The organism is Dactylosporangium sp. NPDC000555 (assembly GCF_040300025.1).
Lineage (GTDB): Bacteria > Actinomycetota > Actinomycetes > Mycobacteriales > Micromonosporaceae > Dactylosporangium.
Genome location: NZ_JBEPDB010000005.1, coordinates 140395 through 162624, shown reverse-complemented (window position 1 = coordinate 162624; position 22230 = coordinate 140395). Strand labels below are relative to the sequence as shown.

Genomic DNA, 22230 nt, shown 5'->3' with positions numbered 1-22230 from the left:
GTCATCATGTCGGCGTAGGAGACCAGCCAGCGCTCGTGGTTCTCGTGTTCCTCGTCGTGGGCGGCCTTGTGTTTGGCGCGTGTGCCGGCCTTCGCGGCGTGACCACCACCACTCACGGCGGCCCTCCTCCCCGGTTCGCGGCGTCGCTTGTCGCGCCGTCGGAGATGAGATCGGCCCGACCGCCCGACAGGTGAGTGCCGGACGGTTGCCGCGGGGGAGCGCGAGCGTTCAGGCGGCCTTCTCCTTCTCCTTGGCCGTGCCCGGGGGCAGGAGGCTGCGCAGCTTCTGCGCGACCAGGCGCGGGTTGGCGCCCGCCTGGATGTTGATGATGCCGGCGATGACCAGCTCCATCTGCCCGCACTCGACCTCGGAGAGGCGCTTCATCTTGGCGCCCATCGGCAGCCACATGACGTTCGCCGACATCACGCCCCACAGGGTGGCCACGAACGCGCCCGCGATCAGCTCGCCCAGCTTCGACGGCTCGCTGAGGTTCTCCAGCACGTGAATGAGGCCGAGGACGGTACCGACGATGCCGATCGTCGGCGCGTACCCGCCCATCGCCGTGAAGAACGACGCGGCCTGCTTGTCCGCCTTCCGCTTCGCGTCGACCTCGGCCTCCAGGATCGCGGCCAGCTCCTCGGAGTCCGTGCCGTCGATGGCCAGCTGCAGGCCCTTCTTCAGGAAGGGGTCCTTCACCTCCTTCATCGCGTCCTCGAGGGCCAGCAGCCCCTCCCGCCGGGCCTTCTCGGCGAGCTTCACGATGTCGTCGACGAGCGTGTCATACACCGCGGCCTTGCTCAGCAGCACCCGCTTGAGCGAGTCGACGAGCCCGATCGTGTCCTTGAGCATGCCGCCGGCCATGGCCGCGCCGAGGGTGCCGAAGAACACCAGCACCAGCGGCGCGGCGAGGAAGATCGCGCCAGGGTGGCCACCCTCCAAAATCAACGCCGTGAAGACCGCGACGAAGGCGAGGACGATACCAACGAGGGTTGCCGGATCCATGGTGCTCAGCGCTCCCGACGGTGCAGACGGACGACATTGGTCTCCTTGACCCGCTCGGCGGCGGCCTCGGCGCGCTCATCCGGCGTCTGCCCGGCAAGGTGCTGGGCCTCGGCGACGACCGAGGCGCGGTACTGCCGGATGAGCGCCACCACCTCCGGCAGCGACTCGGTGACCAGGTACTTGGTGCCGTCGACGAGGGTGATCACGGTGTCCGGCGTGCAGTCGGCCCGCTCGACCAGGTCGGGGTTGAGCGCGAACACCGGGCCGTTGAGGCGGGTCAGCAGTATCACGGCGCCCTCCCTGAGACTTACCGCTTGAGGTTCACCAGCTCCTGCAGGACGTCGTCCGAGGTGCTGATGACCTTGGAGTTCGCCTGGAAGCCGCGCTGCGCGACGATGAGGTTGGTGAACTCCTGCGCCAGGTCGACGTTGGACATCTCGACCGCGCCGCTCTGCAGCGTGCCGAGGCCGCTCGAGCCGGGCGAGCCGATCTGGGCCAGGCCGGAGTTCACCGTGAAGCGGTACAGCGAGTCGCCCGTCTTCTCCAGGCCGGGCGGGTTGTTGAAGTTCGCGAGCGCCAGCTGCGCGACGGTCTGCTTGTTGCCGTTGGAGAACACGCCGACCAGCTGCCCGTCCGGGTTGATGCTGAAGGATTGCAGCGTCGCGGCCGGGGCGCCGTTCTGGCTCAGCGGCTGCACCGTGGTGTTTCCGGTGTACTCCGTGAGGCCCGCCAGGTCGATGCCGATGCCGGACCCGTTGTTGAGCGGGTCGAACATCAGCCCGACCTTCGGCGCGCCGTTCTTGTCGGTGAACGTCGGGCCGGTGATCTGCCCGTTCGCGGCGAACGTCAGCGGCGTCGGGCCGAGGTTGTTCGTACCGTCCGATATGTCGACCGACCAGGTGCCGCCGGTGAAGCTGAAGGTCGAGGTCAGCGTGACCGTGTTGCCCGTGACGTCGTACGTCTTGATCGACCGCGTGATCGTCGACGGGTCCGGCGCGTTGGCCGGTAGGTTGCCCGCGATCACCACGGTGTCGGTCGCCGTGGGGGCGATGAGCGTGCCCATCGGCAGGCGGATGTCGCCCAGCGGCGCGTTGCTGTTGACGACGCCGTTGACCGCCGGCCAGCCCTGCACTGCGGCCCCGGTCGGCGTCACCAGCTTGCCCTCGGCGTCGAAGTTGAACGCGCCGGCCCGGGTGTACAGCTGCTCGTTCACCGAGTTGACCACGAAGAACCCGTCGCCGGAGATCATGACGTCGGTGGCCCGCCCGGTCGTCTGCGCCGAGCCCTGCACGAAGCTGGTGTTGATGGCGGCGAGCCGCACGCCGAGCCCGACCTGCGCCGGGTTGGTGCCGCCCTGGCCCGGCTGCGGCGCGCCCGCGGAGCGCATCATCTGGCTCAGCGTGTCGGCGAACACCGTCTGCGCGGACTTGTACCCCACGGTGTTCACGTTCGCGATGTTGTTGCTGGTGACGTCCATCATCTGCTGGTGCGCGCGCAGGCCGCTGATGCCGGAGAAGAGTGAGCGAAGCATGTCGGGGTCGTTCCTTTCAGGACGCCGGTGCGGGCGTGGCCTTGATTTCCTTGACGTCGGCGAGCGCGATGTCGGCGTCGCCGACGTGCAGGGTCGGGCCGGTGCCGGCGAACTTCGCCGCCGTCACGACGCCGGTCTGCTCCTTGCCGTCCTTGTCCGTGTACGACACGGTCCGGCCGACCAGGTTGCTCGCGCCGAGCTGCAGCTGCGCGGTGAGCATGTTCTGCTGGACCTTCGCGAGGTCGGTGAGCTTCTCCACCGTGGTGAACTGAGCCGTCTGCGCCAGGAACTCCGTGTTGTTCATGGGGTTGCTGGGGTCTTGGTACTTCAGCTGGGCCACGAGCAGCTTGAGGAAGGCGTCCTTGCCCAGGTCGCCGCCCGGCTTGGCGGGCTCGTCGGAGTCCTTCGTCTTGGTCGGTGCGTTCGTCTTCGGCACGTAGTCGGCGACGTTGCCACTGACCGGTGTCGGGGTGGTGATGGCAAGCACTCCCTTTCGTTCTTTTGGCTCGCCGGGTCGTCGTCTTCTCACAACCTCAGGTCGACCAGCCCTTCGGCGGCCCGCCCGGGTTCGGCCCCGGCCGCCTGTGGCGCGGCGACGGCCTGGCCGCGTTCCGGCGTGCGTCGTTGAGATCGGCCTTCCGGCCGCCAACCTGAGAAATGTTGCGATCCGTTGCCGGTCGCGGAGGATTGCTGGTGCAGTTCGAGCGCACACCGGGCGAAGCCGGCGTCGGTCAGGTCCTGCCGCAGTTCCGGAAGCGCCGCCCGCAGCGCGGCCTGCCCCGCCTCGTGATCGGCGCGCAGCCGCACGGCGATCGCGCCGTCGCGCACCTCCGCGACGATGCTGACCGGCCCGAGGTCCTCGGGTCGCAGCCGCAGCGTCATGCGGTGCACACCGTCGGCGCCCCTCCGCAGCGGCGACAACACGCTGACGAGCTGCGGCGCGATGCTCGGCCAGGCCGCCTGCCCCGGCGGCAGCCCGCCCGAATTGGGGACCGCCGCACCGCCACCCGCGACCCCGCCGGCCCCGACACCGCCCGTCCCGGCCGCGTTGGCCCCGGCACCGGCCGCTCCGACGGCACTGGAACTGATGGCGCTGGAGCCGATGGCATCGGAACGGGGGGTGCCCGGATCGTTCGGCCCGAGACTGCGCGGGTCGAGATAGTTCGGACCCGAATGATTCGAGCTGGGGTCCCTCGGGGCAACGTCCGGGTCGTGGCCGCTGGGATCCACACGTTGCGGATCGCTTTCCGGGGTCACGCCCCCGGCCGCGCCGTTCGCCGTGCCCGCGCCGACGTCGGTGATCGCCGGCCCGGTCGCGCCGGCTCCGGAGCCGAGTCGGGGGTCCGAGCGGCCGGAGTGCACGGCCCAGGCCGTGGTGGCGACGTCGGGGCCGCTCCGGCCGGCCGCCGGTGGCGTAGGGCTCGCCGGCCCCGCGGCCCCGTCCCGGCCCGTACGACCGTCGCCGCGACCGTCGCCCGCGCTCGTATCACCGTCACCGGCGTGGCTCCCGCCCGCGCCCGAGCCCTCGGCCGACGCGGGTCCGCCCGCGCGCGCGGTGGCGGAAGGCGGTTCCGCGCCCGGCGCGGCAGATCCGTCCGGCGCGCCCTGCGCGGTCGCGTCGGTGCCGGGGGCCCGGGCATCGTCGCGGACTCCTTGTGCCCGCGCGCCCGCTGCCAGGGTGATCTGGGCGATGCCGGCGGCCGTCCGCGCGTCCGGGCCGGGGATGGCGCCGCCTGAGACCGCGGCCCCCTGGACGACGGTGCCCGGGCCGCCCGGAGTCTCGTGATCTTCCGCGCCGGCCCTGGAATCGGGTGCGCCCGAGGCGGCCGTGGCGTCCCGCGCGATCGAGCCGGGGGTGGTGCCCGTGGCCGGGTAATCCGGTGCGGTCGCGTCGGATGCCGTCCCTTGCGCGTCCATGCCGTACGTGTCGGCGTCCGTGACCGGTCCGCCTGTCGCGCTGGTGCCCTGCGGCGGCACGGCGCCGACCACCGGGCCGGCCGTGGCCTGGTTCGCGTCGGACCGGGCGAGGGCCGGGGAGGTGACGGGCGCGGCGGGGTGCCCCGCGGAGGCGTCCCGTCCGGTCGCACCGGCGACGGTGCCGTCCCCCGGGAGGCCGCTCGGGGTCGTGCGGCGGGAGCCCGGAAGCGTGACCGCATCGGTCGGCGTGCCTTCGCCCTGAGCCGTGCCGCCTTGTGTGTCCGCGACGGCCTCGCCCGGCGCGTGCGTGCCGGGAGGCTTGGGCGCGGAGGCGGTGGCGGGCGGCCGCCAGAGTTCGGGCCGCGCGGTCGCGTTCGGGTTGGCCTCGATGAGGTTCGCGGACTGCCCGCCCGCGGCGGCGGCGAGCTTGGCTTCCAGCTCCGCGGCAAGGGCACCGAGGAGACCGGCGTCCGCGCCGCGCGGGACGCCGCGAGCATCCGACGGCGCCGCCGGGCCCTGCGCGGCGACGTCTCGACGCGGAATCGACGCCTCCCGCGCGGTCGCGGAGTCAAGCAGCGCCGCGGTCCCCGGCACGGCCGTGGAATCAAGCAGCGCCGCGCCCCGTGCGGTCGCGGAATCAACCAGGGCCGTGAGCCTCTGCGTGGTCGCGGGATCAATCAGGGCCTCGGTCCCCTGTGCGGTCGCGGGATCAATCAGGGTCGTGGGCCTCTGCGCGGTCGCGGCGTCAGCCAGGGCCGTGGACCTCCGCGCGGTCGCTGGATCGACCAAGGCCGCGAGGCCCCGCGCGGTCGCGGGATCAAGCAGGGTTGTGGGCCTCTGCGCGGTCGCGGGATCAACCAGGGCCCCGGTCCCCTGTGCGGTCGCGGGATCAACCAGGGTCGTGGACCTCTGCGCGGTCGCGGGATCGACCAAGGCCGCGAGGCCCCGCGCGGTCGCGGGGTTCTGCGGGGTCGCCGAGGTCTCCTGTGCCGTCCCGGTCGGGCGCGAGGCCTTCGCGGCCGTCGCGGTCGCGAGGGGTGCCGCGGGTGGGTAGCCGGAGTTCTGGGAGGCCGCCGTCGCCCCCCGATCGCGCTCCCGGGCGTCTCGGACGGCCCGATCCCGGTCCTGAACGTCGCGGTCCCGAGCCTCCCGGGCGTCCCGAGCCTCCCGGGCGTCACAAGCGTCCCGGCCGTCCCGGTTGGCCCTGCCGGCCGGCCCGCTTCCGCGCTTCGCGCGAGCCTGCTCGCGGTCGCGACGCTCCCGGGTCGCGGCGCGCGTCGCATCGTCGCGGGCGCCGTTGTCGGCGGACGAGGTGGACCCCGGTGTGTCCGTCCGCGCGTCCGAGCGCGGCCGCGGGGTCCCGTGCACGGCGGCGGCCAGCGTTTCGGCGAAGGTGCCGTGCGCCGATGACGACGCGGGGGCGGGGCGTCCGGCCGTGGAGCCGGGCCTCGCGGCCGGCGATGACGGGGCGATCATCAGAGCGGTCCTTCACTCGGGGCGGCGAGGGGCGCGACGGCCGTGGGCGAAAGGGCGCGGCCGGCGCCGGGCGCCGCCATCGGGGCGGTCAACTGGGCCATCGCGGCCTTCACCTTCGGTACGTAGGCCTGGGTCTCCGCGAAGGGCGGGATGCCGCCGTAGCGGCTCACCGCGCCGCCACCCGCGTTGTACGCGGCCAGGGCCAGGTCCAGCGAGCCGAACCGCGTCAGGTGCGACGACAGGAGCCTCGCGGCGCCGTCGACCGCCTGGGCCGGGTCCAGGGCGTCCACGCCCAGGCCGCGCGCGGTCGCCGGCATGAGCTGCATCAGGCCCAGGGCGCCCGCGCGGCTCACGGCGGCGGGGTCGAAGCCCGACTCGACCTTCGCCACGGCGGCCAGCAGGGTGGGGGACACGCCGTGGCGGGCACCGACGGACTGGAAGAGGTCCGCGTACGGGATGGTCGACGACGGGGGCGTGGACGACTGCGTCAGGGCGGCCGGGCGCACCGCGGGGGGAGTGGCCGTGGGCACGACGCGGCGGATCGCGGTCGGCGTGGACGGGACCGGCTCCAGTTTGACGACGTCGCCGGTGTGCGGGGCGACGATCATCCGGCCGGAGCCGGCGTAGATGCCGATGTGGTCCACCGGGCGGCCGAACGCCAGCAGGTCGCCGGGGTGGGCCTGGGCCAGCGAGGGCACGGCGGTGCCGGCCTGCGCCTGCTCGCGCGCCGTGCGCGGCAGCCGCACGCCGAGGTCGGCGTAGGCCCGCTGGACCAGGCCGGAGCAGTCGAGGCCGTTCTCGGGGGTGTTGCTGCCGAAGGTGTACGGCGTGCCGAGGTACTTCCCGGCGGCGGCGACCACGTCGGCGCCGAAGACCCGGGGCGCGGGGCCGGTCGCGGCCGCGCCCGTCGCGTCGGCCTCCACAGCCGACCGCATTGTGTCGGCGAACGAGGAAGCCGCGGTCGCGGTGGGGCGCGTCGTGCCCAGCATCGAGCGGATCTCGGTGACACGGGCCTGCGCCTCGAGCACGGTCACGGCCGCTCCTTCCGGTACGAACCCTGGTATGAACCGATGTCCTCGCGGTACGACGTCGCGGTCGTGATGTCGTCGACCGCCTTCGCCTCCGCCGCGGCCTCCGTGCGCTTGCGGGTCGCGTCGTGCCGCTCCTGCAGCTTCTCGATGGTGCGCCGCTGCACGGCCGCGTCCGTGAGCTCTCCCATGCGCTCATTCACGCCGTCGTCGGCGAGCCGGCTCGCGCCGATCGCGGCGGCCAGCTCGCCCGCCAGGGCCTGGCGGGCGGTCAGCGTGGCCGCGTACGCCGTGGACGAGGCGGTGCCGGGCACGCCGCGGCCGTCGAGGTCGCGCCCGCGGGCCAGCACCCGCTGCGCGGCGGCGGTGGCGTCGGCTCGTGCGCGTACGACCGCCGCCTTTGCCATGTCTTCCTGAGCCTTCCGGGCGCGCAGCACCGCGCCCAGGCGGAACCCGCCTTTGGTCATCTGCCACCTGCCAACAACGCGTCGAGCATCTGCCACGCCCGGGGCGCCGGGGTGACGTCGTCCATGTCCTGCCGGAGGAAGTCGTCGATGCGCGGCCCCAGCTCGCGGGCGCGGTCGGCGTCCGGGTTGGTGCCGGTCACGTAGGCGCCGATCTCCACCAGCTCCCGCACGTCGCGCTGGGCCGCGAGCATGCGCCGCAGCGCGGTGGCGCTCGCGCGTTGCTCGCGGGTGGTGACGGCGTTGGCGACGCGGGAGACCGACTCGAGCACGTCGATGCTCGGGAAGTGCCCGGACGTGGCCAGGCGACGGTCCAGCGTGATGTGGCCGTCGAGGATCGAGCGCGCGGCGTCGGCGATCGGTTCGTTGTGGTCGTCGCCCTCGACGAGGACGGTGTACAGGCCGGTGATGCTGCCCGTGGGGGCCGGGCCGGCGCGCTCCAGCAGGCGGGGGAGCAGGGCGAAGACGCTGGGCGGGTACCCGCGCGTGGCCGGGGGCTCGCCCGCGGAGAGGCCGACCTCGCGCTGCGCCATCGCGGTGCGCGTCAGGCTGTCCATGAGCAGCAGCACGTCCTGGCCGCCGTCGCGGAAGTACTCGGCGATCCGGGTGGCGACGAAGCCCGCCCGCAGTCGCACCAGCGGCGGCTGGTCGGAGGTGGCGACCACCACCACGGAGCGCGCCAGCCCCTGCGGCCCCAGGTCGTTCTCGATGAACTCGCGCACCTCCCGGCCGCGCTCGCCGACGAGGCCGACGACCGAGATCTCCGCATCGGTACCCCGGGTGATCATCGACATCAGCGAGCTCTTCCCGACCCCGCTGCCGGCGAAGACGCCCATCCGCTGGCCCCGCCCGCACGGCACGAGGGTGTCCAGCGCGCGCACGCCGAGCGAGAGCGGTTCGAGCACGCGCCCGCGCGCCAGGGCGACCGGCGCGTCGTTCTCGACCGAGACGTGCTCGAGCCCGGACAGCGGCGGCCCGCCGTCCATCGGGCGGCCGAGGCCGTCGAGCACGCGCCCGCGCAGCTGCGGCCCGACCGGGATGCGCAGCGGCCGGCCGGTGCCGGCGACCGGGCTGTCGGCGCCGATGCCGGACAGCGGTCCGAGCGGCAGGCACGCGAGCCGGTCGTCGTTGATCGAGACGACCTCGGCCGGCACGACGCCGCCGGTGGCCGGGTCGCCGATCTCCATGAGGTCGCCGACGCGGCCCTCGACGCCGGCCACGGTGACCGACAGGCCGACGATCGACACGACCCGCCCGGTCACGCGCGGGTGCGCGGCGTGCGCGGCGGCGGCGAGCCGCTGGTGGAGCGCGGATGTCACTGCTGCAAGACCTCCCGGATCCGGTCGAGCGCGGGGCCCAGCCGGGCGTCGACGGTCGTGGCGCCGCTCAGTGCCACCGCGTCGCCCGGCCGGAGGCTCGGGTCGTCCACGATGGACACCGTTCGGCCGTCCATGACCAGTTCCGTACGGCCAATCGTCAGCCGATCGGCCGGGTTGAGCCGTACGGTCACCGGACTTGACGACGGCGCGAGCGCGAGGGCCCGGGTCAGCGCCTCCCGGCCCGGCTCGGCCGCGGTGCGCAGCTCGCGGGCCAGCACCGCCTCGGCGATCGCGAGCGCGGTGGAGACGATCTCGTCCTCGATGTCGCGCGCGGCGGTCACGGCGCGGCCCTCCAGGGCGTCCGCGGCGCCGCCGATCGCCTGCAGCGCGCGCTCGACGCTCAGCCGGTGCGTCTCGGCGACCCGTGCGGCCTCCGTGGCGGCGTGAGCGGCCGCCGCGACGGCGGCCTCGCGGGCCTCGCGCACGCCCTGCGCCCATCCGGCGGCGTACCCGGTCGCCTCCGCCTCGGCCCGCCACCGCGCGACGAGACCGGGCGGCGGCGTCTCGCGCTCGCGCAGGTCGACGTCGAAGCGCGCGGAGGGCGCCGTCCCGGCGCGCTCGTCGCGCAGCACGCTCTCGCCGAAGCGCACCGTGGCCGGCTCCTCCGGCGACGGGAACGCCCGCGTCGCCGGGGTGACCGGCGGGGGAGGCGGTGGCGGGAACGCCGGCCGCGGCGCGCCGGGCCGCTTCGGCGGGGGCGGCGGGAACGCGAGCGGGTACTCAGCCGACGAACTCATCGTCATCACCCCTGCTGATCACGATCTGGCCGGACTCCTCGAGCGTGCGGATGGCCTGGACGATCTTGGCCTGCGACTCCTCGACCTGGCGCAGCCGGACCGGGCCGAGCAGGTCGATCTCGTCGGCGAGGTTTTCGGAGGCGCGCTCGGAGAGGTTCCTCATGACCTTCTGGCGTACCTCCTCGCGCACGCCCTTGAGCGCGGTGGCGAGGTCGTTGGTCTCGACCTGGCGCAGCACCAGCTGGATGGAGCGGTCGTCGAGGGAGACGATGTCCTCGAACATGAACATCTTCGAGCGGATCTCCTCGGCCAGCTCCGGGTTGCGTCCGGCGAGGCCCTCGAGGATCAGCCGCTCGGTCGCGCGGTCGGTCCGGTTGATGATCTCGACCAGCGGCTCCAGGCCGCCGACGTTGGACAGGTCGCTGGGCTGCAGTACCGAGGACATCTTGCGCTCCAGTGTCGTCTCGACCTGGCGGATGATGTCCGGAGAGGTGCGGTCCATGATCGCGATGCGGTGCGCGACGTCGGCCTGCAGCTCCGGGGACAGGCCGGAGAGGATCTGGGAGGCCTGGGTCGCGGTCATGTGGGCCAGGACCAGCGCGATCGTCTGCGGGTGCTCGTCCTGCAGGAACGACAACAGCTGGCGGGGGTCGGCCTGGCCGAGGAAGCCGAACGGCACGTCCATGAAGACCGTGTTGAGCCGGCCGACGATCTCCCCGGCCCGCTCCCGGCCGAGCGAGGCCTCGAGCAGGTCGCGGGCGAAGTCCATGCCGCCCTGGCCCACGTACCTGTGCCCGGTCGCCATGTCGTGGAACTCCTCGAGCACCACGTTGGCGATATCCGCCTCGATCTGGCCGAGCCGCACGATCTCGGCGGTCAGCTCCTCGACCTCCGCCTCGCGCAGGTGCGCCATGATCTTGGCGGCGTCTTCCTTGCCCATCTGCACGAGCAGGATGGCGGCCTTGCGCAGCCCCGTCATCTCGGCCGTGCCCATCGACCACCTTCTCTAAAGAACACCAAATACCATGGAATATCGGAAAAGTCGGGTGCTGCCGAGGTCCAGCGGCGGCTCAGCTGCGCCGATCCGCCAGCCAGCCGCGCAGGAGCTGGGCCACCTCGTCCGGCTGCTTCTCGACCATCGTGCTGAGGTCGCGGAACCGGCCGTCGCGGTCGAACTCATCGCCCGGTGCGCCGCCGCCCTCCAGCGCCGCCGAGCCGCCCGGGCCGCCGCCGCCCTCCAGGGCGAGCTTCGCGCGGGCCGCCTCGATCGCCGCCTGCATCTCCTCGAGCGCGGCGTTCTGCTCAGCGGTCAGCCGCTGCTTCTCCGCCCGGCGCTTCTTGCGCTGCGCCAGCGCCGCGATGACGAGCAGCAGCAGGAGCGCCAGGACGATCGCGCCCATCTGGACGTACTGCTGCCGCACCTGCGCCTGCTGGCCCTTGGCGGCCTCCTGGGCCGCGTTCTGCTCGGCCGTGGCCGCGGTCGTGTCAAAGGCCATCGAGCTGACCGCGATCTGGTCGCCGCGGGCCGGGTCCAGGCCGACCGCGGAGGAGACCAGCTGCTGCAGCTGCGCCAGGTCGACCTTGGCGACCGCGCTGTCCACGATCACCGCGATACCGAGTTTGTCCACCCGGCCGGGGGCGCTCCTGGTCGTCTCGGTGACCATGCCGACGGCGTTGTTGCGCGTCTCCGTGGTCTGCTGGTATTGCCCGTCGCCCCCGGCCCCGGTCCCGCTGGGCACCTGGATGTTGTCCGGGCCGAGCACGCCGCCGACCGGGACGCCGTTGCCGCCGGTGTACTGCTCGGACTTCTTCTGCTCCGACAGCGGCGGAACGGCCGGGTCGGCGACGTACTTCTGGGTCTTCGTCTCGGTGTCGTCGAAGTTGAGGCCGGCGGTCACGTTCACGGCCGAGTGGCCCGGTCCGACGACGGTGTCGAGCATGTTCTGCACCGCCGCGCGCAGGCGCTGCTCGTAGGCGCTGGTCTGGGCGGCGGAGCCGTCGGCGCTCGTGCCGCCGCGGCTGTCCGAAGTGGACAGCACCTTGCCGCCGGCGCTGACCACCGTGACCGCGTTCGGATCGAGCCCCTCCACGCTGGAGGAGACGAGGTGCACGATCGAGGTCACCTGGTCCGCCGTGAGCTTCTTGTTCCCGGTGTTCACCAGCACCGACGCCGTGGGTGCCTGCTGGTCGTCGGTGAAGACGTCCTTCTTCGGGATGGCCAGGTGTACCGTCGCGCCGCCGACCCCGCTGATCGACCCGATGGTCTTCGCGAGCTCGCCCTCCAGCGCCCGCCGGTAGGTCACCTGTTGCATGAACTCGCTGGTCATGATGCCCTGCTTGTCCAGCAGGGAGTAGCCGGCCTCGCCCTGTGCGGGCAGGCCGGCCCCGCTCATCTCGATGCGCAGCGCGTACACCCGGTCGGCGGGCACGTTGATCGTGCTGCCGCCTTCGGAGAGCGTGTAGGTGACCCCGTCGGCGTTGAGCTTGTCCACGATCGCGCTGGCGTCGGCCGGGGCGAGGCTGGAGAACAGCGGCGCCATCGTGGGCTTCCCGGCCCAGTTCGCGAAGAAGTAGCCACCGATCACGAGCGCCAGGACGGCCACGATCGTGACGGCCTTCTGCCCGGGGGTGAACGAGTTCCAGCCGTCGAGGCCCCGCCGGCCGAGCGCCGTGAGCCGGTCGCGCATCAGGCCTGCATCCTCATGATCTCGTTGAAGGCTTCGAGGGCGCGGTTGCGCACGGCCACGGTGAGGCTCGTGGCGAGGCTCGCCTCGGTCGCGGCGATGATGTAGTCGTGCACGTCGGTGAGCCGGCCGGTGGCCGCCTCGACGGCGAGGTCGTCGGCGACGTTCTGGGTTTCCTGCAGCTTCTGTAGCCCCTGGGTGACCATGGCCCCGAAATCGGCGCCGGAGGTCTCGGCAGATCTGTCCGTGGCGGTGGCGAGCGGCGCGACGGCGGGGAGCGGCGCGATGGCGTCGATCGTCATGGTCAGCCCTTCCCGACCTGGATCGCGGCCTGGTAGGCGTCCTTGGCCCGGTCGACCACGGTCAGGTTCGCCTGGTACGCCCGTTGCGCCATCATGAGCTGCGTCATCTGCGACCCGAGGTCGATGTCGGGGTACTTCACGTAGCCCTCGTGGTCGGCGAGCGGGTTCTCCGGCTCGTAGACCAGCCGCCCCTTCGCCGGCCCGAGCGCGGTGCCGGCGACCACCACGCCGCCGTCGCCGTCGCCGTAGCGCACCGCCCGCGCCTGGACGTAGCGGGCCCGGAAGGTCTCGCCGTCGGTCGGCACCGCGTCGTTGATGTTCGCGATGTTGTCCGACACGGCGTCGAGCCACTTGCGGTACACGGTCACGCCGGTGCCCGCGATGCCGATCGCGCCGAAGATGCCCATCGTCGTCAGCCCCTGATCGCCGTGCGGAGCAGCCCGAACTTGTCGTCGGTCGCGCGCAGCACCGTCTGGTACCGCAGCCCGGTGTCGACGTTGGACAGCACCTCGTGGTCGAGGTTGACGTTGTTGCCGTCCTCCCGGGTGGGCTCCAGGGAGCGGGCCACGGCGATGTCCGCGTCGCCCGGCCGGCCCGCCTGCACGGCGGTGCGCAGCGCGTCCTCGAACTCCACCCGGCCTGCGAGGAAGCCGGGCGTCTGGATGTTGGCGATGTTGTCGGCGATCACCCGTTGCCGCTTGGCCAGCCCGTTCAGGGCGCCGTGCAGGGTGACCGACGTGATGTCCTCGAGCACGAACCGAACTCCCGTCGGTATCTCGCCGGTCCATGGCGTGCGCGATGAGCGATCCTTGCTCATTTGGGGCATCGGCCCGGTCACGGCGATGTTGAGGCAGTTCGGTGGTTTCTTCGGTTGCCGCTGGGTTGCAGGACCGCTGGCCGCGGGCGATCGCGGGCGGGCCCTGATACTCAGGGAAACCCCTGGTTCGTGGATCCGGGTGCGGGCGGGGTGCGGCCCGGATGTCCGCGAGGCCGCCGATCCATAGCGTTCTCGGCGTGGAGAAGAGACCGATCACCGTTCGGGTCGCGCGCTGGAGCGCGGAGCATCCGTGGCGCGCCATCGCATTGTGGGCCGTGTTCGTCGCCGTCTGCTTCGTGGGCGGGAGCATGGCGGGGACCGTCGAGGCCACCAGCCGCGACCAGGCCATCGGGGAGTCCGGCCGGGCCGGCGTCATCGCCGGCGACGGGCATTTCGACGACCCGGCGACCGAGAGCGTGCTCATCACCGCCCGCTCCGGCGCCCTGGACACCGAAGCCGCGATGCGCGCGGCCGCCGACGTCACCGCCGCGATGAAGGCGCTGCCGCAGGTCGAGGCGGTCAGCGACCCGCTGCCGTCGCACGACAAGACCGCCCTGCTGGTGCGGATCACCATGAAGGGCGACCCGGACACCGCGCAGGACCGCCTCGCGCCACTGACGAAGGCCACCGCCGACGTGCAGAGCCGCCACCCGGACCTGCGCGTGGAGGAGACCGGCGGGCCGTCGATCTCCAAGGCGATGGACGACACGCTGGGCAAGGACTTCAAGCAGGCCGAGTACCTCAGCCTGCCGGTCACCTTCGCGATCCTCATCGTGGCCTTCGGCGCGCTCATCGCCGCCGGCGTGCCGGTGCTGCTGGCCCTGTCGTCGGTCGCCGCCGCGCTCGGCCTGTCCACCCTGGCCTCGCACCTGGTCCCGTCGACCGACACCACCTCCAGCGTCATCCTGCTGATCGGCATGGCCGTCGGCGTCGACTACTCCCTGTTCTACCTGCGGCGCGAGCGCGAGGAGCGGGCGAAGGGCCGGGCCCACCTCGACGCCGTCGAGATCGCCGCCGAGACCTCCGGGCACGCCGTCGTCGTCTCCGGCATCGCCGTGACGATCGCGATGGCCGGGCTGTTCCTCGCCGGCGACGTGGTCTTCTCGTCCCTGGCGCTGGGCTCGATCCTGGTCGTGCTGGTCGCCGTGCTCGGCTCGCTGACCGTACTGCCGGCGCTGCTGTCCAAGCTCGGTCGCTGGATCGACCGGCCGCGCGTGCCGGTGCTGTGGCGCCTCACCCGCCCGCGTACCGACGAGAAGACCTCCCGGGTCTGGTCGGTCCTGCTGCGACCCGCGCTGCGCCGGCCGGCCGCGACCCTGGCGGTCTCGGTGCTGGCCCTCCTCGCGCTCGCCGCACCCGCGCTGAGCATGCGGCTCACGTTCCCCGGCATGGAGGACCTGCCGCGCACCACGCCGGCGATGCAGGCGTACGACCGGCTGGTGCGGGCCTTCCCGAGCAACGGCACGGTGCATATGGTCGCGGTCCGTGTCCCGGCCGGGCAGCTCGACGCGACCAGGGCCGCGCTCAACGAGCTGGCCCGGAAGGCGGCCGCGGACCCGCTGTTCGCGCCCCTGGACCAGGAGCCGGACGTTCGGGTCTCCAAGGACGGCCGGGTCGCCGTGCTCGACGTCGCCACGCCGTTCGAGGGCCGCTCCGACCAGGCCAAGGAGTCGCTGACCCGGCTGCGCACCCAGCTGGTGCCGCAGGCGCTCGGCGCGGTGCCGGGCGCGGAGACCGCCGTCGGCGGGTTCGTCGCGGCCGACCTCGACTACGCCGGCCACATCCAGCGGAAGCTGCCGCTGGTCATGGGCTTCGTGCTGGTGCTGACGTTCGTGGTCATGGCCTTCACGTTCCGCTCGGTGGTCGTCGCGCTGACCTCCATCGCGCTGAACATGCTCTCCGCGGCCGCCTCCTACGGCCTGGTGGTGCTCATCTTCCAGGGCACGTGGGCCGAGGGCATCCTGGGCTTCAAGTCCATGGACGCGGTGGTGTCCTGGCTGCCGCTGTTCCTCTTCGTGGTCCTGTTCGGCCTGTCGATGGACTACCACGTCTTCGTGGTCAGCCGGATCCGCGAGGCGGTGCGCCGGGGCCTGAGGACCCGCGAGGCCGTGGCGCAGGGCATCTCCGGCTCGGCCGGCGTGGTGACCAGCGCGGCCGTGGTGATGGTGGCGGTGTTCTCCATCTTCGCCACGCTGAGCACGATCGACATGAAGCAGCTGGGCGTCGGCCTGGCCGCGGCGATCCTGCTCGACGCGACGATCATCCGGGCGGTCGTGCTGCCCTCGCTGATGACCCTGCTGGGCGACGCCAACTGGTGGGCGCCGCGCTTCATGCGCCCCCGCCACACACCGGCGCACCGGGCCAGTGAGATCCGCGAGGTCCGCGAGGTCGAGGGCGAGCTGGTCGCCACCCGCTGAGGTTTCCTCAGGGGTGCCGCAGGGGTGCCGATGGGGCCGGTGTGCCGAACAACACACGCCGGCCCTGTGTGGCCGTCATCCTCCCGTCGCGCGACGCCATCGCGTATCGCCGGTGCGTCGACCTGGCCCGGCAGGTGGCCTCCTGCGGCTGGGAGGTGCTGGCGATCGAGCCGTCCCTCATCGAGGGAACCGCAGCGGGCACCACAGCCGGTACCGCCGACGGGCCCACGCTGCGGGAGACGGGGCTGGAGCGGGGCGTGCGGCGGTTCGTGCTCGACGTGGCCGGCCCGGCGCCGTTCCTCGGCGACACGCCCTCGGAGCGCATGCTCGCCGAGCTGCTGGCCGGGTGGCCCGTCGACGTCGTGCACGTCCACCTCGCCGGCGAGCTCGCCAACGCCGCGCTGCTCGAGCGCTCGTGGCTGCTGGGCCTGCCGGTCGTGGTGAGCGTCCACGCCGGCTGGCAGCCCCCGCCGGGTGAGCCCGCCCTGGTCTTCCTCACCGACCAGTTCACCCGCGCCGACCTGGTCTGCGTCGCCGATCACCGCGGCCTGCGGGCCGACTGGCTGGACCCGGGCAGGCCGGTGCTCGACCACTCCAGCCCGCGCGCCGGCAAGGGGTGGGCCGACGTGTACCAAGAGCTGACCGGCGAGCTCGAGCCGCCGCGTACCGACCTCAGCCTCAGCGTCATCATCACCACCTACCAGCGCCCCGGGCCGCTGCACGACTGCCTCGCCGCGCTGTGCGAGCAGACGCTGCCCCGCGACCGGTTCCACGTCGTGGTCGTCGACGACGGCTCCGCCGAGTCCGCCGAGCCGGCCGTCCTGCCCTTTCTGGACCGCCTCGACCTCACCTTCGTCCGGCTCGACGAGAACGTCGGCCTGGGGGAGGCCCGCAACGCCGGCATCGAGGCGAGCCGCGGCGACATCCTCTTCTTCCTCGACGACGACGACGAGCCCGCGCCGCGCTGCCTCGCCGAGCATCTGCGCACGTACGCCGAGCACGGCGAGGACGTCGACGCGGTGCTGGGCTGGACCGGCCCGACCGCCGACCGGGCCACCAGCGTCGAGGCCTGGCTCGCCTTCCGCGGCCTCGTCTACATGAGCCACGAGGGGCTGCGGCACCTGAGCATCGCCGACTGGCACAGCTTCTGGGGCGGCCGCTCGACGATCCGCCGCAGCGTGCTCGGCGACACCCGCTTCGAGGTGCCCTTCGCCGAGGACGCCGACCTGGCGTACCGCCTCGCCCGCGGGCCGCGCGGCCTGCGCGTGGTGCACAACCGCCACGCCGTGCAGCGCGTTCGCGTCGGCCTCGACGCGGTCTCGCTGATGCGCCGGGCGGGGCGCGTCGGCCAGGCCCGCGCGCACCTCGCCGAGCGTCACCCGTCGCTGCGCGCGCACCCGTGGTTCCGCGGCACCACCTACGAGGCGACCGCGCGCAAGCTCGCCCGGCGCGCCGACGCCCGCCTGCGCCTGCTGACCGCGGGGTGGCCGTCCACATTGGAGGATCTGCGCCGGCTGCCCGACCCGCACGGCAAGGGCACGCTGCTGGACCGCATCCACGCCGACCTCACGATCGTCAGCTCCATCGAGACGAGCCTCGGCTGGCTGCTCGGCGAGCGCCGGGCCCTGGTCCGCGCGGAGGGGCGCCCGCTGCGCGTCGGCGTCAGCTCGCTCTCGCCGCTGCTTGGCGAGGTCGCCGCGCAGGTCGCGGCGGCCACGACGAGCACGGCCGGCTCCGCCGTGCTCGTCGTGGGCGTCCCGCCCGGCCACGCGTTCGACGGCGGTGGTGTTACCGGCGACGCCGAGGTGCTCGCCTGCGACACCGCCGACGACCTGTGGCGGGCCTGCGACGTCGTCGCCTCGTTCATCCCGGTGGAGGGCCACGACCCGGCCAGGCACGCGCTGCCCCTGCCGCGCGGCACGGTCGCCGACTCGCTGCGCCGCCTGCTGCACACCCGCGACCTGGTGGGGAGCTTCCGATGACCGCGGTACTGCCCCGGATCCTCATCCCGCGGGTGTTCCACCGCATCTGGCTGGGCGGCCCGCTGCCCGAGCGTGAGCGCGCCTTCGGCGAGACGTGGGCACGGCACCACCCCGAGTGGGAGATGCGCCTGTGGACCGACGAGGACGTGCCGCCGCTGGTCAACCAGGCGTACTTCGACGCCGCGACGTCGATGGCGCAGAAGGCGGACATCCTGCGGTACGAGATCCTCCACCGCCACGGCGGCGTCTACATCGACACCGACTTCGAGTGCTACCGCGACATCGAGCCGCTGCTCGGCGGCGTCGAGCTGTTCTGCGCCCGCGAGGACGGCTTCCGCGCGGCGAACGGCCTGCTCGGCAGCACCCCCGGCCACCCGTTCCTCGCCGCGGTCATCGCCGCCCTGCCCGGCTCGGTCGCGTGGCACCCCGGCCGCCCGCCGAACGAGCAGACCGGTCCCGAGCTGCTCACCCAGACCATCGCCGAGCAGGACGCGTTCGGCAACGCGGTGCCCACATTGTTCGGGCCCGAACTGTTCTTCCCCTACCACTGGACCGAGCCAGACCGCGCCGGCGAGACGTTTCCCGACGCCTACGCCGCCCACCATTGGGCCAAGTCCTGGCACGACCCGGCGCCGCCGCCCACCCGTGAGTCCCCATCAGATGCTTCCCGTTCGGAGCCAGCCGCGCGCATCCTGGTGACGGTCGACCCGGACCTGATCGAGCCGGCCGCGGCGGTCCTGTCCGGCGCGCTCGAGGCGGCCCGCGCGGTGCCGGGCACGGAGCTGGCCCTCGTGGTCAAGGGCGTCCCAGCGGTCACCGAGGCGGTCGGCGACGCGATGGCGGGCGTGCTGCGGCAGCTCGCGGGCCGGCGGGCCCTGCCGGACGTCGTCGTGTACGGCGAGCCCGAGGGCGCCGAGCTGCGCGCCGCGGTGCGGGTCGCGTTGAGCGCCGACCCGGCGGAGAACGCGCGCTCGCTGCGGGCCCTGGCCGTGCTCGACGCCCCCGCGCCGGCCGCCGAGCGAACGCCTCCGGCGGCGGTGTACGTGGGCGGCGGGCGGGTGCTCGTGCGCACCGTGTGGGGCGACAAGCTGTACTGCTCCGGCGCCGACCTGAGCCTCACCCCGGACCTCGCGCTCAACGGCGTCTTCGACCCGGCCCTGTGCGGCTTCCTCGGCCGCTGGCTGCGCCCCGGCGACACCGCCTTCGACGTCGGCGCGAACATCGGCGCGCTCACCGTCTTCATGGCCCGCGCGGTGGGCCGCCGAGGCCGCGTGGTCGCCTTCGAGGCGAGCCCGTCGCAGGCCGCCCTGCTGCGCGACAACGTGGCGGTGAACTACCTCAACGACTGGGTCGAGGTCCACGAGCAGGCGGCGTGGTCGCACCCGGACACACTCACCTTCCACGTGAGCGAGCGCTTCCAGGGCAACGGATCCCTGCTGCGGCACGACGACTGGTACGACGGCCACTTCAGGGTCGACACCCACCGGGAAGTCCGCGTGGAGGCGGTCCCGCTCGACGACGCCCTCCTGCGGCACCGCCCCCGCCTGGTGAAGATCGACGTGGAAGGTGCCGAGGCGGACGTGCTGGCCGGCATGGCTCGCTGGCTCGCCGAGGCGCGCGACGCGGCGCTGGCCGTCGAGGTGGTGCGCAACCGCATGGGCGATCGCTGGCCCGCCTTCGCCGACACCCTCGCGCGCCTGGTCGCCGACGGCTGGCGGCTCGCGGTCGTGCGGCCGGACGGCAGCGCGGACCCGGTCGACCTGTCACTGATCCTGGAGGTCGGCTGGTTCGACAACGTGGTGCTGTCGAGGTAGCCCGCGCGGGCGGGTCAGGCGTCCGCCAGCTCGATGCTCGCGGACACCCGCGGGGCCAGGATGCGCATCTCCTCCAGGACCGCGGCGCCCCGCTCGTCGGGCACGTCCGCCAGCGCCTCGTTCAGCAGTGGCAGCGCGGCCTCGTCGTGGAACATCTCCAGCGCGATCGCGGCGGCCAGGGTGCGCTCGCGCGGGGTGCGCCGGCGGTCCTCGGACAGCGACAGCAGCGTGCAGCGCTCCGGGAAGCCGTGCTGGCGCAGGCGGGCCGACCACTCCATCGCGCGGATCAGCGGGACCAGGCGGCCGACGCGGGCGGCCAGGGTCAGCACGGTGGGCTCGCCGGGGTAGCGCCGCCACAGCGCCTCGAGCAGCTCGTCGGCGGCCTCCGGGGGCGCCTCGGCGACGTGGAACAGCAGGCCGCGCAGGCTCTCGCGGGGCAGCAGCTCGGCGACCTCGGCCAGGCTGCCGTCCGCGGCGCCCAGCACCTGCGCCATGCGGGTCACCGGCACCGGCACGTGGCCCTCGCGCAGCGCCTCGCGCAGCTCGTGCGCGGCCTCGCGGTGGCGGTCCAGGCGGCTGAGCGCGTCGACGCGCAGGCCCGCGAAGCGACCCCGGCCGATGCCGTACAGCAGGTCGTTCGCGCCCGACTCGGGCAGCTCCGCGATGAGCTCCACGACGCGCTCGTAGTCGCCCTCGGCGAAGCGCAGCTTGACCTCGTGCTCGCTCACCGTGAACGGGGTGGTGGCGATGGCGCGCAGCTCCTCGATCGCGTCGCCGGCCTCGGCGAGGCGGTTCACCCTGAGGTACGCATCGGAAAGGACCTTGAGGAAGAGCACCTTGTGGGTGCGCTCCCTGGCCTCGGCGAGCCCGCGCCGGCTCGTGGCGATGCACTCCTCGATGCGGCCCGAGCCCAGCTGGGAGCGGGCCAGGTTGGCCACCGCGGTCAGGCCGCTGACGTCCGCCGCCTCGAGCGTGGCCAGGCGCAGGTTGCGGTCGGCCTTGTTCTTCAGCGTGCCGCGCAGCCGGGTGTACCCCGAGTGGTCGAGAACCAGGTCGGGCAGCAGCGTGCCGATGAGCGGCCGGCCGGTGATCCGGTCGACGACCTGCTCGTGCAGGCGGCCGTAGACGCGGCCGCGGACCCGGCGGAACAGCCTCGGGAAGTAGATCGTGCTCGAGCCCGAGCCGCCCTCGTGCCCCTCCCGGTTGTCGATCGTGGCGAACCAGGTGTCCTCTTCGCCGTACCGGATGGCGTCGCGGACCTTTCGCGGGTCGCCGGTGAAGACCTCGTCGGCGTCGACCCACAGCACCCAGCGGCCGCGGCAGTGCGCGAGGCCGCGGCTGCGGGCGTCGCCGAAGTGGTCGTTCCAGTAGCCCCGCACGACCCGGGCGCCGTGCTCGCGGGCGATCTCCACGCTGCGGTCGGTCGAGCCGGTGTCGTAGACGACGATCTCGTCGGCCAGGTCGCGCAGCGCGGCGAGGGAGCGGGGCAGCACGTCCTCCTCGTCCTTGACGATGAGGCTCGCGGTGAGCAGCGGCGCGTCCGCGCCCAGGTCCGGCCGGCGCAGCCCGCACGCGGGCGAGCCGACGTGCGCCACCAGCGCCGCCTCGGCCACGACCACGCGGCCCTGCGCGGCGAGCTCCTCGTACGGCAGGTCGAGGCTCGGCCCGCCCGCGATCGCGAGCGCGTCGCGCCGGATCGCCACGCACACCGGCCCGAGCCGGTCCACGTCGGTGAACTCGTCGCGGTGGTCCTGGCGCCACTGCCGGGCGAAGGTCTTGAAGGCCGCGGCGCTCGCGATCGCCGAGTCCGGCAGGTCGGCCTGCTGGGGGCCGTAGCTGTGGTTGCACCGCGGCCCGGCGGCGACCACGGCCGGGTCGCCGAACGCGTCGAGCACCGGGTCGAGCCAGTGCGCGGACGCCACGACGTCGCCGTCGAGGAGGACCACGATCGGGTGCCGCGTGGCGGCCAGGCCGTCGGCCCACGGCGTCTCGGACACGCCCTCGACGACCCGCAGCCACGCCCGGCCGCGCAGCTCGGCGTGCAGTTCGGGCCGCCCGGCGGGCATGACGCACACGACCTCGTCGCGCAGGCCCAGCGCGGGCCGCAGCGATTCGAGGCAGGCGTGGAAGTCGTCGGGGCTTCCCCCGGCGGCGATGATCACGGACACCGGGATGTGGCTCATGCCGCCCGTATCGGCGGGTTCGGGAGCCTTTGAAGGTTTTTCTCAGGTGCGGTTGTCGAGGAAGACCGGCGGTGGCTGGCCGGTGCCGCCCTCTCGCTGCAGGCGCGACACGAGACGCGCCTGCTGGCGGTTGTGGGCGATGGCGATCGACAGCTCGCGGGAGAGGTCCAGCTGCCGTTGCACCAGCCGGCGGGCGCGCTCGCCCAGCTCCAGCGGCAGCGGGCCGAGCCCCTCCGGCGGCGTGAACACCGTGCGGCCCGGGGCGGGCTCCGGTAGCTCCCGGCGGCGCAGCAGCCGTTCCACCGCGTCGGTCTCGAGCTCCATCGCGTCCAGCGCCGCGGACCACGCGGCCGACCAGGCGCCGGTCATCAGCCCTCCGTCCGGTCTGGCTCGATGAAGCTTCGCGGAGATCGACCCAGACCAGGCGCCGCTTCGCTCCGGACCGGTCATGCCGACCCCTCCGCTTCGCTCCGGCTGCGGCATGACTTGCAGCTGAG

At 73.4% G+C, this 22230-nt stretch carries 20 protein-coding genes; 3 read left to right on the top strand and 17 right to left on the bottom strand.

Annotated features, from left to right (window positions below):
* The 15 genes from ABT297_RS06170 to ABT297_RS06100 form a co-directional block, all read right to left on the bottom strand.
* A partial coding sequence (locus ABT297_RS06170; RefSeq protein ID WP_350545265.1) for a flagellar motor protein MotB occupies positions 1–116 on the bottom strand: 116 nt, incomplete at its 3' end.
* A 112-nt stretch (positions 117–228) separates the two neighbouring features.
* The gene (locus ABT297_RS06165) at positions 229–1002 is read right to left on the bottom strand and encodes a flagellar motor protein (protein WP_350545246.1); all 774 of its coding nucleotides are present in this window, start codon (positions 1000–1002) and stop codon (positions 229–231) included.
* 5 nt (positions 1003–1007) lie between these two features.
* Complete coding sequence (locus ABT297_RS06160) at positions 1008–1292, bottom strand: flagellar FlbD family protein (protein ID WP_350545245.1); 285 nt, start codon at positions 1290–1292, stop codon at positions 1008–1010.
* A gap of 17 nt (positions 1293–1309) precedes the next feature.
* Positions 1310–2533 (bottom strand): flagellar hook protein FlgE, encoded by a 1224-nt coding sequence (locus ABT297_RS06155; protein ID WP_350545243.1) that lies wholly within the window; start codon positions 2531–2533, stop codon positions 1310–1312.
* A 16-nt stretch (positions 2534–2549) separates the two neighbouring features.
* Positions 2550–3020, bottom strand: coding sequence for a flagellar hook capping FlgD N-terminal domain-containing protein (locus ABT297_RS06150; protein WP_350545241.1), 471 nt, complete (start codon positions 3018–3020; stop codon positions 2550–2552).
* 38 nt (positions 3021–3058) lie between these two features.
* Positions 3059–5044, bottom strand: a complete 1986-nt coding sequence (locus tag ABT297_RS06145) for a flagellar hook-length control protein FliK (RefSeq protein WP_350545239.1) — start codon at positions 5042–5044, stop codon at positions 3059–3061.
* Between the two features lie 881 nt (positions 5045–5925).
* Entirely contained in the window at positions 5926–6960 is a 1035-nt protein-coding gene (locus ABT297_RS06140; RefSeq protein WP_350545236.1) for a transglycosylase SLT domain-containing protein, read from the bottom strand.
* Positions 6957–7421 (bottom strand): flagellar FliJ family protein, encoded by a 465-nt coding sequence (locus ABT297_RS06135; RefSeq protein WP_350545234.1) that lies wholly within the window; start codon positions 7419–7421, stop codon positions 6957–6959. Before ABT297_RS06135 ends, ABT297_RS06140 begins: the two co-directional genes overlap by 4 nt.
* Positions 7418–8737 (bottom strand): FliI/YscN family ATPase, encoded by a 1320-nt coding sequence (locus tag ABT297_RS06130; RefSeq protein ID WP_350545231.1) that lies wholly within the window; start codon positions 8735–8737, stop codon positions 7418–7420. Before ABT297_RS06130 ends, ABT297_RS06135 begins: the two co-directional genes overlap by 4 nt.
* Complete coding sequence (locus ABT297_RS06125; RefSeq protein WP_350545229.1) at positions 8734–9534, bottom strand: FliH/SctL family protein; 801 nt, start codon at positions 9532–9534, stop codon at positions 8734–8736. The genes ABT297_RS06130 and ABT297_RS06125 overlap by 4 nt, the downstream gene beginning before the upstream one ends.
* Entirely contained in the window at positions 9518–10528 is a 1011-nt protein-coding gene (fliG, locus tag ABT297_RS06120; protein ID WP_350545226.1) for a flagellar motor switch protein FliG, read from the bottom strand. The genes ABT297_RS06125 and fliG overlap by 17 nt, the downstream gene beginning before the upstream one ends.
* Positions 10529–10604: 76 nt before the next feature.
* Entirely contained in the window at positions 10605–12221 is a 1617-nt protein-coding gene (gene fliF / locus ABT297_RS06115; protein ID WP_350545224.1) for a flagellar basal-body MS-ring/collar protein FliF, read from the bottom strand.
* Positions 12221–12520 carry a flagellar hook-basal body complex protein FliE gene (gene fliE, locus ABT297_RS06110; protein WP_350545221.1) on the bottom strand — a complete coding sequence of 100 codons (300 nt, stop codon included), beginning with the start codon at positions 12518–12520 and terminating at the stop codon, positions 12221–12223. Before fliE ends, fliF begins: the two co-directional genes overlap by 1 nt.
* A gap of 2 nt (positions 12521–12522) precedes the next feature.
* Positions 12523–12927 carry a flagellar basal body rod protein FlgC gene (locus tag ABT297_RS06105; RefSeq protein WP_350545218.1) on the bottom strand — a complete coding sequence of 135 codons (405 nt, stop codon included), beginning with the start codon at positions 12925–12927 and terminating at the stop codon, positions 12523–12525.
* 5 nt (positions 12928–12932) lie between these two features.
* Complete coding sequence (locus ABT297_RS06100; protein ID WP_350545216.1) at positions 12933–13274, bottom strand: flagellar basal body rod protein FlgB; 342 nt, start codon at positions 13272–13274, stop codon at positions 12933–12935.
* A 260-nt stretch (positions 13275–13534) separates the two neighbouring features.
* Here ABT297_RS06100 and ABT297_RS06095 point away from each other — a divergent pair, with 260 nt between their 5' ends.
* The 3 genes from ABT297_RS06095 to ABT297_RS06085 all read left to right on the top strand — a co-directional run bounded on the left by ABT297_RS06095 (position 13535) and on the right by ABT297_RS06085 (position 19550).
* The gene (locus ABT297_RS06095; RefSeq protein WP_350545213.1) at positions 13535–15754 is read left to right on the top strand and encodes an MMPL family transporter; all 2220 of its coding nucleotides are present in this window, start codon (positions 13535–13537) and stop codon (positions 15752–15754) included.
* A 68-nt stretch (positions 15755–15822) separates the two neighbouring features.
* Positions 15823–17736: a glycosyltransferase gene (locus tag ABT297_RS06090; protein WP_350545212.1), complete on the top strand. Its 1914-nt coding sequence runs from the start codon at positions 15823–15825 to the stop codon at positions 17734–17736.
* Positions 17733–19550 carry an FkbM family methyltransferase gene (locus tag ABT297_RS06085; protein WP_350545209.1) on the top strand — a complete coding sequence of 606 codons (1818 nt, stop codon included), beginning with the start codon at positions 17733–17735 and terminating at the stop codon, positions 19548–19550. The genes ABT297_RS06090 and ABT297_RS06085 overlap by 4 nt, the downstream gene beginning before the upstream one ends.
* Positions 19551–19564: 14 nt before the next feature.
* Here the strand turns inward: ABT297_RS06085 and ABT297_RS06080 are convergent, their stop codons facing one another.
* Positions 19565–21733: a glycosyltransferase gene (locus tag ABT297_RS06080; RefSeq protein WP_350545206.1), complete on the bottom strand. Its 2169-nt coding sequence runs from the start codon at positions 21731–21733 to the stop codon at positions 19565–19567.
* Positions 21734–21775: 42 nt separating this feature from the next.
* Positions 21776–22102, bottom strand: coding sequence for a hypothetical protein (locus ABT297_RS06075; RefSeq protein ID WP_350545204.1), 327 nt, complete (start codon positions 22100–22102; stop codon positions 21776–21778).
* Positions 22103–22230 lie beyond the last annotated feature (128 nt).

What these genes read in the sequence shown, in the direction of transcription:
- fliF (WP_350545224.1), bottom strand. Translation starts at nt 12,221, where the DNA reads ATGCGCGACCGGCTCACGGCGCTCGGCCGGCGGGGCCTCGACGGCTGG.
- ABT297_RS06125 (WP_350545229.1), bottom strand. Translation starts at nt 9,534, where the DNA reads ATGAGTTCGTCGGCTGAGTACCCGCTCGCGTTCCCGCCGCCCCCGCCG.
- ABT297_RS06165 (WP_350545246.1), bottom strand. Translation starts at nt 1,002, where the DNA reads ATGGATCCGGCAACCCTCGTTGGTATCGTCCTCGCCTTCGTCGCGGTC.
- ABT297_RS06105 (WP_350545218.1), bottom strand. Translation starts at nt 12,927, where the DNA reads ATGGGCATCTTCGGCGCGATCGGCATCGCGGGCACCGGCGTGACCGTG.
- ABT297_RS06075 (WP_350545204.1), bottom strand. Translation starts at nt 22,102, where the DNA reads ATGACCGGCGCCTGGTCGGCCGCGTGGTCCGCGGCGCTGGACGCGATG.
- fliE (WP_350545221.1), bottom strand. Translation starts at nt 12,520, where the DNA reads ATGACGATCGACGCCATCGCGCCGCTCCCCGCCGTCGCGCCGCTCGCC.
- ABT297_RS06155 (WP_350545243.1), bottom strand. Translation starts at nt 2,533, where the DNA reads ATGCTTCGCTCACTCTTCTCCGGCATCAGCGGCCTGCGCGCGCACCAG.
- fliG (WP_350545226.1), bottom strand. Translation starts at nt 10,528, where the DNA reads ATGGGCACGGCCGAGATGACGGGGCTGCGCAAGGCCGCCATCCTGCTC.
- ABT297_RS06080 (WP_350545206.1), bottom strand. Translation starts at nt 21,733, where the DNA reads ATGAGCCACATCCCGGTGTCCGTGATCATCGCCGCCGGGGGAAGCCCC.
- ABT297_RS06135 (WP_350545234.1), bottom strand. Translation starts at nt 7,421, where the DNA reads ATGACCAAAGGCGGGTTCCGCCTGGGCGCGGTGCTGCGCGCCCGGAAG.
- ABT297_RS06085 (WP_350545209.1), top strand. Translation starts at nt 17,733, where the DNA reads ATGACCGCGGTACTGCCCCGGATCCTCATCCCGCGGGTGTTCCACCGC.